Annotated in this window: 19 protein-coding genes; 9 read left to right on the top strand and 10 right to left on the bottom strand. The window is 41.2% G+C overall.

Annotated elements, in window-relative coordinates; all coding sequences use genetic code 11:
• The first annotated feature begins 10 nt into the window (after positions 1–10).
• Positions 11–1,351: an acetyl-CoA carboxylase biotin carboxylase subunit gene (accC, locus tag FFU37_RS16565; RefSeq protein WP_002958843.1), complete on the top strand. Its 1,341-nt coding sequence runs from the start codon at positions 11–13 to the stop codon at positions 1,349–1,351.
• A gap of 208 nt (positions 1,352–1,559) precedes the next feature.
• On the opposite strand, the gene FFU37_RS16570 is transcribed toward accC, so the two are convergent.
• A complete protein-coding gene (locus tag FFU37_RS16570; protein ID WP_024596672.1) occupies positions 1,560–2,261 on the bottom strand; it encodes a FadR/GntR family transcriptional regulator in 702 nt (233 codons plus the stop codon).
• Positions 2,262–2,460: 199 nt separating this feature from the next.
• On the opposite strand from FFU37_RS16570, the gene FFU37_RS16575 reads away from it, so the two are divergent.
• Together FFU37_RS16575 and FFU37_RS16580 are read left to right on the top strand one after the other, a co-directional pair.
• Positions 2,461–3,219: an SDR family NAD(P)-dependent oxidoreductase gene (locus tag FFU37_RS16575; RefSeq protein WP_002958845.1), complete on the top strand. Its 759-nt coding sequence runs from the start codon at positions 2,461–2,463 to the stop codon at positions 3,217–3,219.
• Positions 3,220–3,222: 3 nt separating this feature from the next.
• On the top strand, positions 3,223–4,173 hold the full coding sequence (locus tag FFU37_RS16580; protein WP_024596671.1) for a 2-dehydro-3-deoxygalactonokinase: 951 nt from the start codon (positions 3,223–3,225) through the stop codon (positions 4,171–4,173).
• Positions 4,174–4,232: 59 nt separating this feature from the next.
• Here FFU37_RS16580 and glpD read toward each other — a convergent pair whose 3' ends face one another.
• The 7 genes from glpD to galE form a co-directional block, all read right to left on the bottom strand.
• Positions 4,233–5,738: a glycerol-3-phosphate dehydrogenase gene (glpD, locus tag FFU37_RS16585; protein WP_138489971.1), complete on the bottom strand. Its 1,506-nt coding sequence runs from the start codon at positions 5,736–5,738 to the stop codon at positions 4,233–4,235.
• 211 nt (positions 5,739–5,949) lie between these two features.
• Positions 5,950–7,395, bottom strand: a complete 1,446-nt coding sequence (gene glpK, locus FFU37_RS16590; RefSeq protein ID WP_024596670.1) for a glycerol kinase GlpK — start codon at positions 7,393–7,395, stop codon at positions 5,950–5,952.
• Positions 7,396–7,656: 261 nt separating this feature from the next.
• Positions 7,657–8,979, bottom strand: coding sequence for an alpha/beta hydrolase family protein (locus tag FFU37_RS16595; protein ID WP_138489972.1), 1,323 nt, complete (start codon positions 8,977–8,979; stop codon positions 7,657–7,659).
• Between the two features lie 29 nt (positions 8,980–9,008).
• A complete protein-coding gene (locus tag FFU37_RS16600) occupies positions 9,009–10,013 on the bottom strand; it encodes a Gfo/Idh/MocA family protein (protein ID WP_138489973.1) in 1,005 nt (334 codons plus the stop codon).
• A gap of 19 nt (positions 10,014–10,032) precedes the next feature.
• Complete coding sequence (galK, locus tag FFU37_RS16605; RefSeq protein WP_039488591.1) at positions 10,033–11,181, bottom strand: galactokinase; 1,149 nt, start codon at positions 11,179–11,181, stop codon at positions 10,033–10,035.
• On the bottom strand, positions 11,171–12,235 hold the full coding sequence (locus tag FFU37_RS16610; protein WP_138489974.1) for a UDP-glucose--hexose-1-phosphate uridylyltransferase: 1,065 nt from the start codon (positions 12,233–12,235) through the stop codon (positions 11,171–11,173). The genes galK and FFU37_RS16610 overlap by 11 nt, the downstream gene beginning before the upstream one ends.
• A 1-nt stretch (position 12,236) precedes the next feature.
• Entirely contained in the window at positions 12,237–13,250 is a 1,014-nt protein-coding gene (gene galE / locus FFU37_RS16615) for a UDP-glucose 4-epimerase GalE (protein ID WP_101164424.1), read from the bottom strand.
• Positions 13,251–13,517: 267 nt separating this feature from the next.
• On the opposite strand from galE, the gene FFU37_RS16620 reads away from it, so the two are divergent.
• Positions 13,518–14,348 carry an SDR family NAD(P)-dependent oxidoreductase gene (locus FFU37_RS16620; protein WP_138489975.1) on the top strand — a complete coding sequence of 277 codons (831 nt, stop codon included), beginning with the start codon at positions 13,518–13,520 and terminating at the stop codon, positions 14,346–14,348.
• Positions 14,348–14,704 (top strand): putative quinol monooxygenase, encoded by a 357-nt coding sequence (locus tag FFU37_RS16625; RefSeq protein WP_138489976.1) that lies wholly within the window; start codon positions 14,348–14,350, stop codon positions 14,702–14,704. Before FFU37_RS16620 ends, FFU37_RS16625 begins: the two co-directional genes overlap by 1 nt.
• Before the next feature lie 61 nt (positions 14,705–14,765).
• Here the strand turns inward: FFU37_RS16625 and FFU37_RS16630 are convergent, their stop codons facing one another.
• Together FFU37_RS16630 and FFU37_RS16635 are read right to left on the bottom strand one after the other, a co-directional pair.
• The gene (locus tag FFU37_RS16630; RefSeq protein WP_002958856.1) at positions 14,766–15,008 is read right to left on the bottom strand and encodes an HP1242/YdcH family protein; all 243 of its coding nucleotides are present in this window, start codon (positions 15,006–15,008) and stop codon (positions 14,766–14,768) included.
• Positions 15,009–15,167: 159 nt separating this feature from the next.
• Positions 15,168–16,064 (bottom strand): LysR family transcriptional regulator, encoded by an 897-nt coding sequence (locus tag FFU37_RS16635; protein ID WP_138489977.1) that lies wholly within the window; start codon positions 16,062–16,064, stop codon positions 15,168–15,170.
• Positions 16,065–16,188: 124 nt separating this feature from the next.
• On the opposite strand from FFU37_RS16635, the gene FFU37_RS16640 reads away from it, so the two are divergent.
• The 4 genes from FFU37_RS16640 (at position 16,189) to FFU37_RS16655 (ending at position 20,726) form a co-directional block, all read left to right on the top strand.
• Positions 16,189–17,178: a zinc-dependent alcohol dehydrogenase family protein gene (locus FFU37_RS16640; protein WP_138489978.1), complete on the top strand. Its 990-nt coding sequence runs from the start codon at positions 16,189–16,191 to the stop codon at positions 17,176–17,178.
• 177 nt (positions 17,179–17,355) lie between these two features.
• Positions 17,356–17,937, top strand: a complete 582-nt coding sequence (locus FFU37_RS16645; protein WP_024596662.1) for an anthranilate synthase component II — start codon at positions 17,356–17,358, stop codon at positions 17,935–17,937.
• A gap of 43 nt (positions 17,938–17,980) precedes the next feature.
• The gene (locus tag FFU37_RS16650) at positions 17,981–19,141 is read left to right on the top strand and encodes an HDOD domain-containing protein (protein ID WP_002958858.1); all 1,161 of its coding nucleotides are present in this window, start codon (positions 17,981–17,983) and stop codon (positions 19,139–19,141) included.
• A 379-nt stretch (positions 19,142–19,520) separates the two neighbouring features.
• Positions 19,521–20,726, top strand: coding sequence for an aspartate aminotransferase family protein (locus FFU37_RS16655; RefSeq protein ID WP_002958859.1), 1,206 nt, complete (start codon positions 19,521–19,523; stop codon positions 20,724–20,726).
• The last annotated feature ends 52 nt before the right edge of the window (positions 20,727–20,778 follow it).

Below are 20,778 nucleotides of genomic sequence, written 5' to 3' on the forward strand. Positions count from 1 at the left end.
GCCAACTCTAATGTTAGATAAAGTAGTCATTGCAAACCGAGGTGAAATTGCACTTCGTATATTGCGCGCCTGCAAAGAGCTTGGGATCAAAACGGTTGCTGTGCATTCAACGGCGGATCGCGATCTTAAGCATGTATTGCTTGCAGATGAAACCATCTGTATTGGTAGACCATCAGCAACTGAAAGTTATTTAGATATCCCGCGCATTATTGCTGCGGCTGAAATAACTGACGCTGTAGCGATTCATCCAGGTTACGGTTTCCTTGCAGAAAACGCTGATTTTGCCGACCAAGTTGAGCAAAGTGGTTTTGTATTTATTGGTCCAAAAGGTGACACTATTCGCCTTATGGGTGATAAAGTTTCTGCTATTTCAGCAATGCGTAAAGCAGGCGTTCCATGTGTACCAGGGTCTGATGGTCCGGTATCAGATGATAAAGAACGTAACATGCAAATCGCCAAGCGAATCGGTTACCCGGTAATCATCAAAGCCGCTGGTGGCGGTGGTGGTCGTGGTATGCGTGTTGTTCGTAGCGAATCTGAACTTATTGATTCAATTGCATTAACACAGCAAGAAGCTAAGCAGTTCTTTGGTAATAGCATGGTTTACATGGAGAAATTCCTTGAAAACCCACGCCATATCGAAGTTCAAGTATTAGCAGATGGCCAAGGTAATGCAGTACATTTAGGTGAACGTGATTGTTCTATGCAACGTCGTCACCAAAAAGTAGTTGAAGAAGCACCAGCGCCAGGTATTACTGCAGAAACACGTAAATTTATTGGTGAACGCTGTACACGTGCATGTATCGAAATCGGTTACCGCGGTGCAGGTACGTTTGAGTTTTTATACGAAAACGGCGAGTTTTACTTCATCGAAATGAATACACGTATTCAGGTTGAACACCCTGTAACTGAAATGGTTACTGGTATTGATTTAATCAAAGAGCAGTTAAAAATTGCTGCGGGTCAACCATTATCATTCACGCAAGACGACGTTGTTATTCGTGGTCATGCTATTGAGTGTCGTATTAATGCTGAAGACCCTGAAACGTTTATCCCTTCACCGGGTAAAATTACACGTTTCCATCCTGCTGGTGGCTTAGGTATTCGTTGGGACAGCCATATTTACGCTGACTATACGGTTCCACCACATTACGATTCAATGATTGGTAAGTTAATCACTTACGGTGAAAACCGTGACGTAGCTATTGCCCGCGCGCGCAATGCACTTAACGAGCTAGTAATTGACGGAATTAAAACTAATACTCCTTTGCATAAGAGAATTCTTGCAGATGAAAACTTCCAAAATGGTGGTACTAACATCCACTATCTTGAGAAGAAATTAGGATTGTAATTCTAGCCTGTAAAAAGGCGTTTTATCTTAGTTAATAACCCGAGTTATTAAGCTGATTTAAATAATTAAAAATCCGATATCAGGAGACTGATATCGGATTTTTTAATGCCTGTAATTTAAGTTTTATAGGCAATTAAAAAGTCCATAAAATATACTACAAAGAGTAAATTCGATGGACTCAATATTTATATAATATGTTGAACTAACATTACACTAATTTAGATTCAATTAACTGTAGTGCTTCTTCTAAAATTGTTTCTACTGCTTTTTTAGCGCGCTCAGGATCGCGTGACTTTATGGTCTCTAAAATATCAGCGTGCTTAGCAACGTCTGCGCCCGGTACACCTTTAATGTGGTTTGTATAACGAATACTTACTCTAAGGGCAGTACTAATAAACTCAGTTAACTGCACAAAAAAGCGATTGTTACTGGCCACTAATATGCTGGTATGAAAAGCAATGTCGGCTTCTAATGGGTCGTCTAAGCCTTCGTCTGCTTCAGCCATACGGGCTAAGGCACTATCTATATCAGCGAGTTGTTCAGCAGTTGCATTTAGTGCTGCAAGAGCGGCCGCTTGTGGTTCAAGGGCTACGCGTACTTGAGTAAACTCTTTTAATAACGACAGTGATGGCTTACTGCTTAAAATCCAACGTAGTACGTCGGTATCAAACATGTTCCAGCTACTTTCAGGTAATACACGAATACCTTGCTTAGGACGCGATGAAATTAACCCTTTAGCAGAGAGCATTTTTACCGCTTCGCGGGTAGCGCTGCGACTTACATCATACTTTATACATAAATCGGCTTCAGAAGGCAGGCCTTCGCTTACAGGGTAAACACCACGCACAATAGCAAAACCCAAATCGTGGGTTAATTGTTGTGTTAAATTTTGACGGGGTTGGCTTTTCATTGCGCAGGATTCCGAGTTGATATATTGCTTTATTATATATCATATATCATATTAATGTACTTAAGGATATGATATAAACTTTTAATTAGTTAAATATTTTAGCACAGCAATAACAACTTAGTTTGGCTCTTTATACTGTAAATGTAAGTTTATAAAGGGTTTAATTAAAATTGAAAATGCGCTGTATGGAGAGTTGAATTTGAACACCCTAGCTCAATATCATAGTCTTTCTGGTAAAGTTATTTTTATTACAGGCGGTGCATCAGGCATTGGTAGAGCAATGGTTAAATCCTTTGTAAACCAAAATGCAAAAGTAGCATTTATAGATATTGATGATAAGGCAGCGCAATCGCTTATTCGTGATTTACCCAATGCAAAACTATGGTATAGGCAAGTTGATGTAACTGACTCTCATGCACTTCAGCAATCACTTGTAGATGCATGCGCCGCTTTTGGTGCCATTAATGTACTAGTTAATAATGTAGCGAACGATCGCCGTCAAGCAAGCGAAGACGTTACAGTGCAAGATTGGGATCAGTGCTTACAAATAAACTTAAACCCTGCATTTTTTGCCTCTCAAGTTGCTATGTCTTTTATGAAGGGCGATGGAGCGGGCAGTATCATTAACTTTAGTTCTATTAACGCTATTATGGGGCAACCTCAAATGGCAGGCTATGTAACCGCAAAAGCAGGGCTAATTGGTATGACTAAGGCACTGGCTCGCGATTACGGCGAGTTTGGTATTCGCGTTAACGCTATTTTACCAGGGTGGGTGGCTACCGACCGTCAACTAGCAAGCTGGTTTACCGAAGAAGAGCAAGTTAAGTGGATGGAAGCCATGGCGCTTAAAAAATTAGTAACTCCTGAAGATGTTGCTAATTTGGCACTCTTTTTAGCCGCCGATGAAAGCAGTATGATCACCGGGCAAAGTATTAAAATTGACGGTGGGAGGCTTTAAAGCTTGGCTACTTCATCTCTTTTTATTGCTGTTGACTGGGGCACGAGCCATTTACGCGCTTATTTGTGCGAAGTACGAGCGCAATCAACACTTAAACTATTAGCACAACGTGATGGCCCAGGTGTTGTTAAGGCAAATCAAAATTTTGAGCAAACCCTAATCGACACCATTGCAGTGTGGAAGCAAGAATATGGCAGCTTACCTATATATATTGCTGGGCAAATTACCTCAAGCATCGGCTGGCACGAAACGCCTTATTTAGAATGCCCGATTAATCCCGAAGGGTTACTTAATGCTGCGGTTAGCTTTGATTGCGATGGACATATTATTAAAGCGTTACCTGGCACAAAGTGTACGCTGCAAAATGGCTTGTTTGATGTAATGCGCGGCGAAGAGCTGCAAATTTTAGGGTTTTTAAAGCAAAACCCAGAGTATCAACAAGGTAAAATATTACTCTGTTTGCCTGGCACACATACCAAATGGGTGCTTATAAACAACGGCGAAATCATTTGCTTTAAAACAGCCATGACCGGTGAGTTATATGATTTGTTATGTCATCAAAGTGTCTTAATTCCTAACGACTGTGCAGAAGGTGAGTTTGACTTTAAAGCATTTGAGCAAGGCTGTGAGCTAACTTTAGGTAGTGATAGCGGTAACTTGGCACATGGTATTTTTAGTGTGCGTACCCGCCAGCTTTCAAAGGAGTTAACGCCAGTACAAGCTAAAGCCTATTTGTCGGGTGTATTAATTGGCAGCGATGTACGAGCAGCTCGCCACGCTAGCGAATGGCAATTATTAAGTGATACGCAAGTTGTGGTGATTGGCACAAAGCAGCTGAATAAGTGTTTTACTACGGCGCTTAACCAAATAGGTGTGAAGTGTGTTGAGTTTGATATTAAAACAGCGACGCTTAGCGGCTTTAATTATCTATTTAATTTAGAGTCAAAAAAATAAACCCCTTTATAACGGTTAAATTATAAAGGGGTTAGCAGGAAGCTATTATAACTGAATAATTAAGCGCTTTTAGCTGCTTGGTTATGCTCAATATAATCATTAAGCGCAGCAACTTGCGCCTCATTAAAACGTAGTCCTAATTTGCTGCGGCGCCATAAAATATTGTATGCGTTTTCTGCCCACTCTTCATTTAGCAAGTAATCTACTTCTGCTGCAAATAAACCATGGCCAAAATCTTGGCCTAAATCACTCAACCCAGTTGCACTACCTAAAATATGTTTAGTACGAGTACCATAAGTGCGTACAAAGCGTTTAAGTGTTATTTCAGGTAGCCATTCATATTTTGCTTTTAGCTCTGATTTAAGTGCATCTACAGAGCTAAAATCACCACCAGGGAGCGGACTATGTTTGGTCCACGCATTGCTCATTTGTGGGTAAAAGTCTTCAAGCTTATTAACCGCAGCTTCGGCAAGTTTGCGATAAGTTGTAATTTTTCCGCCAAACACACTCAGTAGAGGTGTTTGTTTAGCATCACTCGAAAGCTCTAATTTATAATCGCGAGTAACGGCTTGTGCATTAACTGATTCGTCATCAAGTAATGGGCGTACACCAGAAAAGGTATGTACTATGTCTTCGCGTTTAATCGGTTGTTTAAAGTAGATATTAGTAATATCAATTAAGTAATCAATTTCTTCATCACTAATTTTAACGTCTTGTGCTTCACCTTTGTGTTCTACATCGGTTGTGCCAATAAGTGAGAAGTCATCTTCAAACGGAATAACAAACACAATGCGCTGATCTTTATTTTGTAAAATATAAGCTTGTTTTTCATCGTGAATACGAGGCACTACAATGTGGCTACCTTTTACAAGGCGAATATTTTGTGGTGATTTTTCTGTTAGGGCTTCATCAAATAATTTAGCTACCCAAGGACCCGCAGCATTAACAATGCCTTTGGCAGAAATGGTGTATTTAGCTTTACTCTTTTGCTGCTCAAGCGTTACCTGCCATTTACCTTGCTCACGTTTAGCATTTACACACTTAGTTTGTGTGGTAATAACAGCACCTTTTTGCTGCGCTGCAAGGGCGTTTAAAACGACTAAGCGAGAGTCATCAACCCAGCCATCAGAGTATTCAAATCCTTTAGTAATAGAGGGTTCTAAAACGCTATTTTCACCAAATTTAATGCTTCGAGAACCCGCTAGTGTTTCGCGTTTCGCTAGGTTGTCATACATAAACAAGCCAATACGAATCATCCAAGCAGGGCGCAGGTGTTTTTGATGCGGCAATCTAAAGGTTAGCGGCCACATAATATGAGGTGCGTTTTTAAGTAGCACTTCACGCTCTGCTAAGGCCTCTTTTACTAATCTAAATTCGTAGTGCTCAAGGTAGCGCAGACCGCCGTGGATCAGCTTAGAACTGTTTGAAGAAGTTGCACAGGCAAGGTCTGATTGTTCGCACAATAGAACCTTTAACCCTCTGCCAGCTGCATCAGCTGCTATTCCAGTGCCGTTTACACCGCCACCGATGACTAGTAAGTCATATTCGTTATCTGCTAATTCCACCGAGCTAACCTTTTTATTTGTAATATAAATAAGACATAAGCATCATAAAGCTGCTGTTTTCATTTGACAATAGAAAACCCAGTTTTTTATTCTTTAATTTTGACGCCAATCCATTTTCAATTTTAAGCAGTAAAGCATGCCTTTTAAATCTAGCATTTAGCTAAGTTAAAAAAGCAAAGTGGCTAAAGTACTGGCCTTAGCCACTTAGTATTTACTGCGGGCAGTTTTTATTCGTTAAGCAGACTTGAGCTACGCAGTGCTGCCATTTTGCGTATAGATCGTTACGCTCGTCGGCACTCATGGTGGGCTCAAAGCGACGGTCGCATGTCCACATTTTAGATAACTGTTCAGTCGACTCGTACACACCTGCTTGCAAGCCCGCTAAATAAGCGACCCCTAAAGAAGTGGTTTCGGTCACTGTTGGGCGCTCAACTGTTGCACCTAAAATATTTGATAAAAAGGTCATAACCCAATTATTTTTTACCATACCGCCATCTACACGAAGCACACTTGGGCGAAGGCCATCACGCTCCATCGCTTTTTGTAAATCTTTGGTCTGGTAACCAACTGATTGCAAAGCAGCCGCAACAATAGTGCTAATACCAGAGTCGCGTGTTAGCCCTAAAATAGCGCCACGTGCATTAGGGTCCCAGTAAGGAGCGCCTAAACCCGTAAACGAAGGCACTAAAAATACACCATGATCGAGCGGTACATCTTTAACCATCGACTCACTTTCGCCAGCATGGCTAAGTAGCTTTAAGCCTTCAACAATCCACTGCATAGTTGCGCCAGCCATAAATATACTGCCTTCAATGGCGTAAGTTGGCTTGCCGTTTAATCTGTAGGCAACAGTGGTCAATAAGCGGTTTTCTGAGGTCAGTGCTTTTTCGCCAGTGTTAAGCATTAAAAAACAGCCAGTACCGTAAGTACTTTTAGCCATGCCTTGTTCAAAACATGCGTGCCCTACAAGCGCAGCTTGTTGATCGCCTGCAATACCACATACGCGAATTGGCGCGCCAAAAATATCAGCGCTGGTTGAACCAAACTCGTCAGCTGAATCCATTACTTCTGGCAGCATCGATTCTGGAATATCGAATAACTCTAAAAGCTCTTGATCCCACTGCTGGGTGTGAATATTAAATAACATGGTGCGCGATGCATTGGTTGCATCGGTGCGGTGCTCTTTGCCGCCTGTTAGCTGCCAAAGTAGGTAAGTGTCAACCGTACCGAAGGCGAGTTCGCCTGCAAGGGCTTGTTCGCGTGCGCCTTCAACGTTATCTAAAATCCAACGAACTTTAGTGGCCGAAAAATAAGGGTCGAGCAGTAAGCCTGTTTTATCGCTTATTGTTTGGCAAAGCTCATCAGTTGTTAGGCTTTCGCAATAGTCACTGGTGCGACGGTCTTGCCATACAATAGCGTTATAAATTGTTTTGCCTGTTTTTTTGTTCCACACCAAAGTGGTTTCGCGCTGATTGGTGATACCAATGGCAATAATTTCTTCAGGCTTTACATCGTTTTTAGTTAACACTTCGCGACTAGTGCTAAGCACTGTTTGCCAAATATCGTTAGGGTCGTGTTCTACCCAACCATTTTGTGGAAAATGCTGCGAAAATTCTTGTTGTGCTGTACCAAAAACGTCTGCATCTTTTGTAAACAAGATGGCCCGAGAGCTTGTGGTTCCTTGATCAATTGAGAGTATGTATTTGGACATGATATTTGTGTTATTTATCTTATCTTATATATGACTAGATTGCCTTTAACCGAAGTTAATGGCAATGGTTTTTTCTTAAAATAGCAGATTAAAAAATAAACACGCTAATATTTTCTGGTAACTCTTTTATATAAAAGGCGTTTTATTTTTGCATTATTTTAAGGGCGTACGCGGCTATTGATTAAAACAACCGCTTAAAGTTTATTATTACTTGGTGTGAGGTTTAGCTTGTTGCCAATCCATACCGGTAGAAAAGCGATTATCAAACCCGCGCCACTGTGGCAGCGGCTTATCATCAACAACAGCTTGGTCGCCGTTTTGTGGTAAATCTAAGTATTTACACTCGCTGGCTATGCCTTTTACGTGGCAATCCATCATGGCAAGTACAAAGTGTTTGTTGGTCTCGTTTAGTGTGCGCATAGACCACGAAGGCTCGTGGTAATGGCCTATATCTAGCTCACTGCTGCTTTGTGCAATAGCAGGGGCTGGGTGTGGTGCAGTATTATGGCGTGCATTTTTGTAAGTAAGCATGTACTTATCTTTGCTGCCTGTTTGGTTATAAAGACTTTTAATGCCTTCATAGCCTGAAATGTCATCTAAGTTACCGGCTACATAAAGCGAAGGTACTTTAATATTTTTCATTGCTTTGGCGTCAAATATAGCGTGCTGTCCGCCCCATGGTGCAAAGGCCACCATGGCTTTTATACGAGGGTCTACTTTTGGGTTTTGGTATTGCCCACCAGCGCAGCTGTTTAGTAATTGCTGTACTTGTTTAATTTGAGCTGGGTCTTTCATACCCGTAAACATAGCCGTAGTTTGCTCATTAAAAGCGTAACAACCACCTATTGTATTTACCGCGCCATAGCCACCCATTGAGTAACCAATTACACCTGCGCTTTTGTTATCTACTTGCTTGCTTGCAAAGTTGTTTTGCTCATTAAAGTAATTAATTACAAACTGCTGATCGCGTGAGCGATTTATAAGCGTGCTAAAAAAGCCAGAGAACGGTGCGTTTTTAAAATCAACATCGGCATTGGTTGAGTCAGTATGATCAATCGCTACCACAATGTAACCGTGCGACGCTAAATGCTCGCCAAGGTAGTACATAATTGTACGGTAACCGGTATAACCGTGCGAAAGCACAATGACAGGGTAGTGCTCTTTATTATTAATGGCGACATCACGCATTGCATCGGCTTGCAAAGTAAACTCTTTACCTGAGCGAGTTTCATCTGTGTAGCTGGTAAGTGGCGCTTTTGCTGTATTTGCAGCCGGATACCACACCTCTACTTTTAAAGGACGATCTTTTTGACCTTGTGTAGCGGGGTCAAATTGCGCAGGGTTAACTAAATCAAGTGTTTGCACACCTACATTGTAGCTACCTTTAGATGCAAGTTCTGGCAGTACTTCGCTAGTGATTGGCGGGTATAGCTGCTCTGGTTTATTAGATTGAGCAACAGCTACACTGGCAGATAAACTGCACGTAGCAAGTAATATGGCTTTTGAAAGCGCCTTGAGTGTGTGTGTCATTGTGTGTCCTTGTTGTGTATTTTTATTTTTTAATTTATCAGTTCAGCCGACTCGACGGCATTGCTGTATTGCAGCTGCCATTGTGCTCGTAAGGTATCCATTATGTTCATAACTCGTAAGCTAGTACCGAGGGGCAGCACGCTGCTTTGGGTTTGTTTTTGTAATATACACTGCGTGACATGTGCAATTTCAAACTTAAAGTTTTCATCGTCACTAAAGTTGTATTCAAGGTACTGAGGGTCTTGGTCTTTTATGTGTAGCTCTAGCGTTTGTGCACCTACAAACTGAGGTATTCGAATATAGCCAAGCTCACCATTAATACATGCTTCTGTTGGGCCATTTTGCTGCAGTGCGCTGGCAAGAGATGCAAATTGCCCGTTACCGTAATCAACTATAGCAGTGCTTCGCTCATCAACGCCGGTTGTGCTTTTATGTACAAAGGATTTGATGTGTTCAGGGGCTTTATTAAATACCACATCAGCAATCGAAATAGGATAAATACCTAAATCGAGCAGGGCGCCACCCGCTGTTACAGGGTTCATTAATCGGTGAGTGTCGGAAAAGCTGCCGGGTAAACTAAAGTTGGCATTAACACTGTGCACATTACCAATAACACCTTCATTTAGAAGCTGTTGTAATTTTACTATGGCGGGTAAAAACCGCATCCAAACGCCTTCCATTAAAAAGCAGTTTTGTTGCTTTGCAAGCTCAGTGAGACTTTGCAACTGCTTAGCATTAACGGTAATTGGTTTTTCGCTTAGCACGTGCTTATTGTGTTTTAAGCATTGGGCTATCGTTTTAAAGTGTTGTTCGTGCGTATTGGCAATATAAATAGCATCTATATTTGGGGATTGCATAAGAGCTTGATAGCTCTCATAGCCTTGAATATTGTACGGTGTGGCAAATTCTTTAGCGCGCTGCATACTCGTTGATGCAGCGCCAATAAGCTGTGCATCACTGCAATGCGCAATGCTTGTAGCAAAGGTGTGAGCTATATTGCCACACCCAATAATTCCCCAATTAACCTTTGCCATGCTTATTCCTTAAGTTTATTTAAAAAGACGTAATTTGTAATCCTGAACCCGCTGAACATACATAAATATCAGCATTTAAATTAAAGCGTTCAAAGTAATGCATTTCTACCGCTGCTTTAATTAGTGGTACTTCCGCATCGCGACATAAACATACAATTGCGCCACCAAAACCACCCCCAGTCATACGTACTGCGCCGCGATCGCCCATCGCTTCTTTACAAATTTCTACTAAGCCATCGGTTGCAGGTACGGTTACTTCAAAGTCGTGTTTAAGTGATTGGTGCGATGCTGCCATTAGCGTGCGAAGTGCATCCATATCGTTATTTTGTAGTGCAGTAGTTGCTGCAATTACACGGTCGTTTTCGCTAATTACGTGGTGTGCACGTTTATATTCGTTTTCGCTTAATGTCGCTTTTACTGCTTGCAGGCCAGCCATGGTGGCTTGGCGAAGTGTTTCTACACCCATTTTTACAGCAGCTTGTTCGCAGTCAATACGGCGCTGGTTATATTCGCTATCAACCAACTTACGCGGGTAGTTTGAATTAACAATAACAATATTTAAATCATCAGGAACTTTAACTGATTTAGTTGCTAAGTTTTCACAGTCGATTAATAGTGCATGACCGTTCTCGCCTTTAGCTGAAATAAGCTGATCCATAATGCCGCATTGGCAATGCATAAAGTCGTTTTCGGCTTCTTGACCAAATAGCGCAATTTGCTCTGGCGGTAAACCAAGCTGTGCAATATGGTTAAACATACCGCCTACAGCAACTTCTAGTGCGGCCGATGACGACAAGCCACTACCTTGCGGTAAGTTGCTGTCAATTAGTAGGTCGGCGCCACGCAGTGTGTAGCCCGCTCTTTTAAGAACATAAGTAACAGCACGAATGTAGTTACCCCATTGCGACTGGCCTTCAGTGATTTCTTCATCAACACTAAAGCTGTCTTTTTCGCCTGGGTAATTTAAAGAATGTACAGTGATAATATTGTCGTCGCGCTCTTTAAACATTACTTGGGTGCGAAACTCTAACGAACACGGTAAAACAAAACCGTCGTTGTAGTCGGTAAATTCGCCAATGAGGTTTACACGCCCCGGTGCTGCTGCAATACCTTGAGCAGGCGCGCCATACAGTGACAAAAATTGTTGTTGGAATTCGTTAAGCTTCATCTGTGTGTCCTGCTGTATCTTTATAGTGTGTTGTACTGGCTGCTTTTAAAATAGAAGCAGCGGTTTCTGCGCTTAAATCGCGTTGGCTTTCGCCTAGCATTTCGTAGCCTACCATGTGTTTTTTAACAGTAGCAGAGCGAAGTAGCGGCGGATAAAAATGGGCATGCAAACGCCAATGTTGCTCATCTGAGCCTCTGTTAGCCGGTGCATTGTGCCATCCCATTGAGTATGGGAAGCTGCAATTAAATACGTTGTCGTACTTAGTGGTTAATACTTTAAGTGCCTGAGCCAAAGAGTCTGTTTGCGCATCGTTTAGCTGGCTAAAGTTTTGAATGTTATCTTTAGTTACTAGCATTGTTTCAAACGGCCACGCAGCCCAAAATGGCACAACAACAAGCCAATGTTCGTTTTCAAATACAACACGTGTTTGATCTGCTTGCTCTTTTTGCGCGTAATCGGCAAGCATAGCTGTGCCATGCTTTTTATAATAAGCAAGCTGCTGGGTATCTTCGGCTTCTATTTCGGTTGATAAATGCGAGTGAGCCCAAACTTGGCCGTGAGGATGAGGTTGCGAACAACCCATTATCTCGCCTTTATTTTCAAAAACTTGTACGCATTCGTACTGCTGTGCAAGCTCTGTGTAATTTTGTTTCCAGGTTTTCACTACTTCGTGCAATGCGTTTTGGCTAAGCTCTGGAAGTGTTTTATTATGCTCTGGAGAAAAACAAATTACGCGGCATTCGCCACTGGCTTCGTCGGCAATAAATAAATCGCTGTCTGATTCTAAGGCTTGTAATTGCTCGCCGGCATTAGGTGTTAATGCACCAAAGTCATTTCTAAATACGTGTGTGTATTTATAATCTGGATTGCTGTCGCCATTTGCACGGGTATTACTTGGGCAAAGTGGGCAGCTTTCATCGTGTTTTGGTAATACGTTTTCGTTAACGGCTTCTGTTGCGCCTAACCATGGACGGTTATTACGATGTGGTGACACTAATACCCAACGACCCGTTAGCGGATTTTTACGTCTGTGAGTACTTTCTAATAAAGCCATATTAACTCTCCAACCCACTTGGGTAATTAGTTTGCCAGCGCCATGTGTCGTTTGTCATGTCGCTAAGTGTTAGTTCTGCGTGCCAGTTAAGTGTGTTTTGCGCTTTTGTGGCATCGGCGTAGTTACAGGCAATATCACCTGCTCGACGCGGTGCAATCTTATACGGAATATCTTTATTGGCTGATGCGCTAAATGCGTTGATCATATCAAGCACAGAATAACCTTGCCCTGTGCCTAAGTTGTAAGCATGAAATGCGGTATCTGTTTTATGCTGCATAAATGCCGCAACATGACCTTTAGCTAAATCTAAAACATGAATATAGTCGCGTACGCCTGTGCCATCTTCGGTGTCGTAGTCGTCACCAAAAATATTTACCACGTCACGTTTACCTACTGCAGTTTGAGCAATAAAGGGCATTAAGTTATTAGGAATACCATTAGGGCTTTCACCTAATAAACCACTTGGGTGTGCACCTACTGGGTTAAAGTAACGAAGCGCAATACCCATAAATTGACTGTTGGCATTACATACGTCTTGCATGGCTTGTTCAACCATGACTTTAGTCCAACCATAAGGATTAGTTGCGCGTATAGGATGCTTTTCGTCAATAGGGAGGTAGTCTGGCTCACCGTATACTGTAGCCGATGAGCTAAATATAATATGGTTAACGCCTTCATCTTGCATGTTTTGTAGCATGCTTAATGTGCCCGACACGTTATTTTGATAATAACGCAGCGGTTGCTCGGTAGATTCGCCAACGGCTTTTAAAGCTGCAAAGTGAAAGACAGCTTCGGCTTTAGTGTGTTTTAGAGCGAGCTTAAACTGTTGCTCGTCTTGTATGTCGCCCAAAATAAACTCAAACCGAGTACCCGTAATCTTTTCGAGTTGGTCAAGTACCCGCGCACTTGCATTAGACAAGTTATCATAAATAACAGGTGTAATACCTGCTTCATGCAATGCAATACATGTGTGGCTACCTATGTAACCCATGCCGCCAGTAACTAAAACTTTCATGTTATTTCTCGAAAAGTGTATTTATATGATAAATACTACTATTAAGGTGGTTTAAAAACAATAGTTATGATTGCTGGGTAATTCAAATAAAAGCATAAAAAATATTCAGCTTAAACACTCATCTGCCTTCTAAATGAATGCTTTTATATTAACTAACATAGGCTTAGCTTTATCAATTAATTCTATAAACTGATTCAACTATTGGCCTAATTATCAGCAGTAAGTCGGGGTGCTAATATAGCGAAAATAAAGTAAGGAGAGATCAACATGAACAAAACAATTTTACTTACCGGCGCAACCGATGGTATTGGGCTAGAAACTGCAAAGATGTTATTAGCACAAGGTCACACCGTATTATTACATGGCCGCAGCCAAGCAAAGCTCAATGCGCTACAAGTAGCTTTAACCGAGCAATACCCAAATGCAAGTACACATACTTATATTGCTGATTTAAGCGATATGAGCCAAGTTCAAACTTTGGCAAAAAATGTATTAGCCGATTTGGCCGAAAATAATAACCAGCTTGACGTACTTATTAATAATGCAGGCGTTTATCAATTAGTTGATGCTACAACAATTGATGGCCTTGATGCTCGCTTTGTTGTAAACACGATTGCGCCATATCTTCTTACAAAACTATTATTACCTGTCCTTGGTCATGATTCGCGAGTGGTTAATGTATCATCAGCTGCGCAATCAAGCGTTAACTTAAATGCACTTATAGGTAACACTGAACTTTCTGATAGTGCGGCTTATGCACAAAGTAAATTGGCTATTACTATGTGGTCGCGTCATTTAGGGCTTGAGCTTAAAGATACTGGGCCATTAGTTGTATCGGTAAACCCTAAATCGTTATTGGGAAGTAAAATGGTAAAAGACGCTTACGGTATAGATGGTGGGGACTTAAAAATTGGCGCAAATATTTTTTGTCGCGCAGCGCTTAGTGATGAATTTAAAGATGCCGCAGGCCTGTATTTTGATAACGATACAGGACGCTTTGCACCTCCTCATGTTGATGCACTTGATAATGCTAAAAATCAACAACTAATAGATACGTTAGACAGTATTTTAGCACAGCTTAAATTAGGTAAAGCATAATGAAAAATCATGTTACCTGGACAGTACAAGGCCAAATTAAAGAAGGTAAATACGATGAGTTTTTACTGGTAATGGCACGATTAGTTACTTTGGCTAAAAGTGAAGCGGGCACTTTAGTGTATGAGTGGACAGTAAGTGAAGACAAGCACAATGTACATATTTACGAGCGTTACCAAGATGAAGATGCTGCTAAAGCGCATCTTGCTGGTTGGGGCGAAAGTGGCCCACTATTTTTAAGCGTAGTTGATATGGATAAAGTAACGGTATTTAGTCAATTATCAGAAGAGTTTGCACAAACCTTTGCAGGCCCAAGCAGTGTATTTATGAAACCTGTGGGTGGCTTTGTAAAGTTTTAGAGAAAATACCCATTGTTGATCTAAAGAGCTCACCTCATCAGTGAGCTCTTTTTTAGTGGCATTACTGCTCTTGCTGCAAGCGCTCGTATAGCCAATCTTTTAGTTCTGTACGTTCGTGTTTTAATAGATGCATTTGTTCATCGCTTATGGGCGCATCTTTGAGCTCTAACACTCTAATCTCTTTATCTAGCTTGTCGTACTTATCTGCTTTTTTTGCAAATTCAGTATCGCTTTCATTTAACTCGGCAATGGTCTTTAAGTACTCTGGAAAGTCATTTGTTAATGAGTGGTCTTCGCCTAACATATTCGCTCCTTAGTAGGATATAAATGAGCTCACAAGTAAGTGAGTTGTATAAGTGAATTACTGCCTTTCATATAATACACTGGGGCTTACATAGATATAATTCAACCATCGAGCCGTTAATTTGATGTAGCGCAAACAACCGTTTTTACTTTTTAGCCGTTACTGTTTTTCCCAATAAGGGACTTCACCAAAGTAGGCAATAAAATGATCGATAAACGCACGCACCTTAGGGGCTAATAATCTATTGCTTGGATATACAGCCCAAATATCGGCATTAGCTACCAGCGGAAAGTCTTTTAACACTTCTACTAGGCTGCCATCTTCTAAATATTTATAGCTACACCAATTTGAACTAATAGTAATACCTAACCCTTGTACGCACGCATCACGAACGGCTTCACCGTTATCAAAACGAAGTGTGCCTTTGGTTTTAATATTAAGAGTGTCTTTACCTGACTTAAAACCCCAGCTCTCTATACTGGCTAAGTTAATAGTTTGATGATTAACTAAATCTTGCGGTGTTTTAGGCAAGCCGTTTTTAGCTATATACTCAGGCGATGCGCATACAATACGGTTATCAGATGCCAGTTTGCGAGCAATTAGGTTTGAATCTTTAAGTGCCGCATCGCGAATTGCAATATCAAAACCGCCTTCTACTAAATCAACAATAGTATCGCTAAAGCGGCAATCTATAGTCAGCCCTGGGTATTTTTGCATAAAGCTTTTTAAGGCAGGGACTATATGCATGCGTCCAAAAGAAGCAGGCGCAGTGATACGTAATGTACCTTGCGGCACTAAGCTTCCTGCACCTACCGAGGCGCGTGCGGTTTCTAATGTTGCTAGCACCTCTTGTGCATGAGGTAAAAATGCCTCGCCTTCTTCGGTCAGCGACACCTTGCGCGTAGTACGATGAATAAGCCGTACACCTAAGTTCTCCTCAAGCTTACTAATATATGCACTCGCTACTGCTGGTGATAAATCAAGCTCTCTTCCTGCTAGGCTTATATTATATGTATTAGCAATGCGTACAAACAAAGCAAGATGGTCATTATTCATACTTGATTCTCAATATTATGTTGAAACAGATTGTGTATTTAGCCTTATTATCATTTATTAAAGGCAAAGCTACAATGAAACCTCATTACACATTAACTATAAACAGCTAATAGAGGCAACACTCATGATAGCAATGACAATTAATAATTTTGGTGGCACTGAAGAGTTTGTAGCAGCAGAGGTTGCAAAACCACAAGTAACCGCAGGTAACGTATTGGTTCGCATTGCTGCAACTAGCGTAAATACAATTGATATGATGATTCGTCAAATGGGTGCCGATTTACCATTTGCTCCAAAGTTACCAGGCATTTTAGGTATGGACTTTGCGGGCACTATTGAAGCTGTGGGAGACGGTGTAACAGAGTTTACTGTAGGTGATGAAATTTACGGTTGTGCTGGTGGCCTAGGCGATTTACCAGGTGCACTTGCTGAGTTTATGCTTGCTGATAAGCGCTTAATTGCTCACAAACCTAAAAATCTAACCATGAAAGAAGCAGCCGCTATTCCACTAGTAGGTATTACAGCACTCGAAGGCTTAACACGTGCAAATGTAAAAGCAGGACAAAAAGTGTTAGTGCACGGTGGTGCAGGTGGTGTAGGCCATTTAGCAGTACAACTAGCTAAACACTTTGGCGCTGATGTTTACTCAACTGGCGGTAACGCAGAGCAACTAGCACTAATAGAAAGCTTTGGCGCTACAGGCATTAACTTTAAAGACGAAACTGTAGAGCAATACGTTGAAAAACACACCAGTAATATGGGCTTTGACATGGTATTTGATACAGTAGGTGGTGGTAACCTTACTAACTCATTTGCTGCAGCAAAGCTAAATGCACAGATATCTACAACGCTTTCTTTATTAGAAGTAGACTTAAGCCCAGTACACTTTAAAGGGTTATCGTTAAACGTAATCTTTATGCTTATCCCGATGATCCACGACTTTAATCGTCAAGATCATGGCGACAAACTAGCAAAGCTTGCACAAATTGTAGAAGCTGGCGGTATGCGCCCAGTACTTGATGAGCAAGATTTTACATTAGAAGATACAGCTAAAGCGCATGATCGTTTAGCAAGTGGCCAAGCACTGGGTAAAGTGGTTATAAACGTACAATAATGCATTAAGGCCGGCTTTTTAGCCGGCTTCTTTATAATTCTAATATTCCTTCTAAAGATAGCTCTAACATAAGATAAACAAACCTCATTTATGTTGACGAATTAATAGTGGTAGAATGCAGCGCTTAGTACCACTTGTGTAAAGTAGTGGTCAATAATTTATAAGGTCTGTTGTGTAATGCTGTTGATGATCGACAACTACGATTCGTTTACTTACAACTTAGTGCAATATTTTCAGCGTTTAGATCAAGACGTTTTAGTAAAACGTAATGACGAGCTAAGCATTGCACAAATAAAACAGTTGAACCCGCAGCACATCGTGTTATCGCCAGGGCCATGCACCCCTAACGAAGCGGGTATTTCACTAAATGTTGTTGAGCAACTAAAAGGGCAATATCCTATTTTAGGGATTTGCTTGGGACATCAAACTATCGCGCAAGCTTTAGGAGGAGATGTAATTCGTGCTAAAAAAGTAATGCACGGTAAAACATCACCCATAGTTCATACTAATAAAGGGGTGTTTAAAGGCTTAGCTAACCCGTTAACAGTATGTCGTTATCATTCTTTAGTGGTTAAAGCGCAAACTTTGCCTAAAGAGCTTGAAGTAACCGCATGGACTCAAACTGAGCAAGGCGAGTTTGACGAAATTATGGGGTTGTTACACAATGAACTTGCTATCGAAGGTGTGCAGTTTCACCCCGAAGCTATTTTAACTGCTCAAGGCTTAGAACTGCTTGATAACTTTTTAACTCGCTTCTAATGTTATAATACACATAGCATTTTATACTTTATTAATGGATGTCATGACTGAACTTGTAGCCCAGCAGCGTACTGCTAAAATACTAAGCCAACGAGCTCATGACTTATTGCTTGGGCATAGCTTTGCGCATCAGCAAATTGGTTTCATTCATACATTAGATATAGATTACGGCGAACCCATGAAGCAGCGTACCTTGCTTCAGGTTGAAGTGGCCGCACAGAATAAACGCCAGCAAAGCAGTACTGCACATCATAAGTACCGCGCTCAAGCGAGTGAACAGCTGCACAAAACTATTGAAACAGCTATATATAAGCAGCTCGAAGATATAGATGGCGTAATTCACAGCACTATAGGTATTGAAGATGGCATTGCCAATATACTCGATATATTAGCGGTAAAGTCAGCGTCGGTAGGGCGTTTAGAGCCATTGGTTAATGATATAAGTTGGTTGGGTAGGGAGTTAGTAACGCTCGTTAATTTACCTTACTATCGTAATCAACGTAGTAAAAACACGTCTGTAAAAGTAGATAAGCCATCGCTCGCCCTCCGTTATATTGGCCTTGATAACTTACAGCTAGTTATTCCTACATTTGCTGCCCGCCATTGGATGCCACATAGTACCGAACCATTTTCGTTATTAAAACGTCGTTTACGTGACAGTGCCATGGCAAACGCCATTGCTGCGCAAAAAATTGCACAAATTAATAATGTAAATGACGTTCATGCATTTACCCTTGGTATGCTTTTAGATGTAGGGCGAATTGCATTAGTGCGCTTGTACTTAAAAACGTTTGAGCAAATATGGCAACGTAAAGTACAGCTAGCCCGAAATGAAAACCAAAAAGATTTACACACCGCATTATTAGAGCTACAGCCCGACCCGTTATTTTTAACCACCCTACTTAGCAATAAATCGATAGAAGTAAGCGCTAAGGTAATAGACAAAATGGCTTTTAAATATTTACCGTTTAAAGGGGTAATGCAGCAGCTAGTAAATGGGGTAGATAAGGGCGATACATTACTGCCATTAACAGAAGTAATGCTAAAAGCACGGTGCTATTCTCAATATCTTAATTTAAAAGAACATCAACTTATTGAACCTGATGAAGCTCTAAGCTGGTTTTCGCACTTTAAGTTCACTAAAACGGAACTAAAAACCCTCCAATCGAGTAATTTTACCAATTTAGCTATTCAAATTGACTAAAAATCTGAATTTTTTGTTAATTTTTTTGCGACTAACCATTCATTCTCATCTTATTGTTATATTACATATTTGCCGATTAAAGCGTGTGCGCCTCTGTACTCATGCGGTTAGTTGCCTAAAAATAAGCATAAATAGCTATGCAAATAGTTATTCACTATCTATGAAATAATATCTTTAGCCCTTTATTTTCAAGGGATACATGAAAGTTTTTAACGAGACAGATATAAGTAATTCTGAAATAATGTGCGTCTGAAAATTGAACCACAAAGCAATTTTGCGCAATTATCAGGTTACTGATCTTGCCTATAAAGTTGGTTACAAATATTAACCAAACACCTATTTTGATGTTTTGTGTTGCTCACAATTAAGAGGAAATAAAATGACAGTCAATCGCGAATTATTTGATCACGTAATGGTTCCTAACTACGCACCTTCAAGCGTAATTCCTGTTCGAGGCGAAGGCTCTCGCGTATGGGATCAACAAGGTCGAGAGTTTATCGACTTTGCTGGTGGTATTGCAGTTAACTGTCTTGGCCATTGCCACCCTGCATTAGTAGGCGCATTAAAAGAGCAAGGCGAAAAAATCTGGCATCTATCTAACGTAATGACCAATGAGCCGGCACTTCGCCTAGCTAAAAAAATGGTTGATGCGACATTTGCTGAAAAAGTTTACTTTGCCAACTCTGGCGCAGAAGCAAACGAAGCCGCGCTTAAATTAGCACGTCGTTTTGCACTTGATAAGTTTGGCGCAGAAAAATCACAAATCATCGCGTTCAACAAAGGTTTCCACGGTCGCACATTCTTTACCGTAACTGTTGGCGGCCAAGCTGCATATTCAGATGGTTTTGGCCCTAAGCCTGGCGACATTGTACATTGCGATTACAATGACCTTGCTGCTTTTGAAGCACTTATCAGCGATAAAACATGTGCCGTAATGATGGAACCTCTTCAAGGTGAAGGCGGTATTGTTTCACCAACTGATGAGTTTGCTCAAGGTGTTCGCGATTTATGTACTAAACATAACGCACTGCTTATTTTTGATGAAGTTCAAACAGGTGTTGGCCGTACTGGCGATTTATACGCATACCAAGGCTTAAACGTAGTACCTGATATTTTAACTTCGGCTAAAGCACTTGGCGGCGGTTTTCCTATTGGCGCTATGATCACAACAACTGAAATTGCACAGCACCTTAAAGTAGGCACACATGGTTCTACTTATGGCGGTAACCCGCTTGCGTGTGCTGTTGCAGAAGCTGCATTTGATACAGTAAATACCCCAGAAGTACTGGCTGGCGTAAAAGAAAAAGCCGCATTATTTAATGAACTACTTAGCGCGGTTAACGAAAAATACAACGTATTTAGCGAAATCCGTGGCCAAGGTTTATTAATTGGTGCAGTAGTGAACGAGCAATACAAAGGTCGTGCAAAAGAGTTTTTAGTGGCAGGTACTGAGCAAGGCCTTATGTCACTAGTTGCCGGTGCAGACGTAGTACGTTTCACTCCATCTTTAGTAATTCCTGAAGCGGACATTCGCGAAGGTATGGCACGCTTTGAAAAAGCAGTAGCAAGCGTAGTAAACGCATAAGCGACTTAAGCCAACCAATTAAGGGCAAGCACCGCTTGCCCTGCAATTCCTA

The sequence above is a fragment of the Pseudoalteromonas distincta genome, from assembly GCF_005877035.1.
Lineage (GTDB): Bacteria > Pseudomonadota > Gammaproteobacteria > Enterobacterales > Alteromonadaceae > Pseudoalteromonas > Pseudoalteromonas distincta.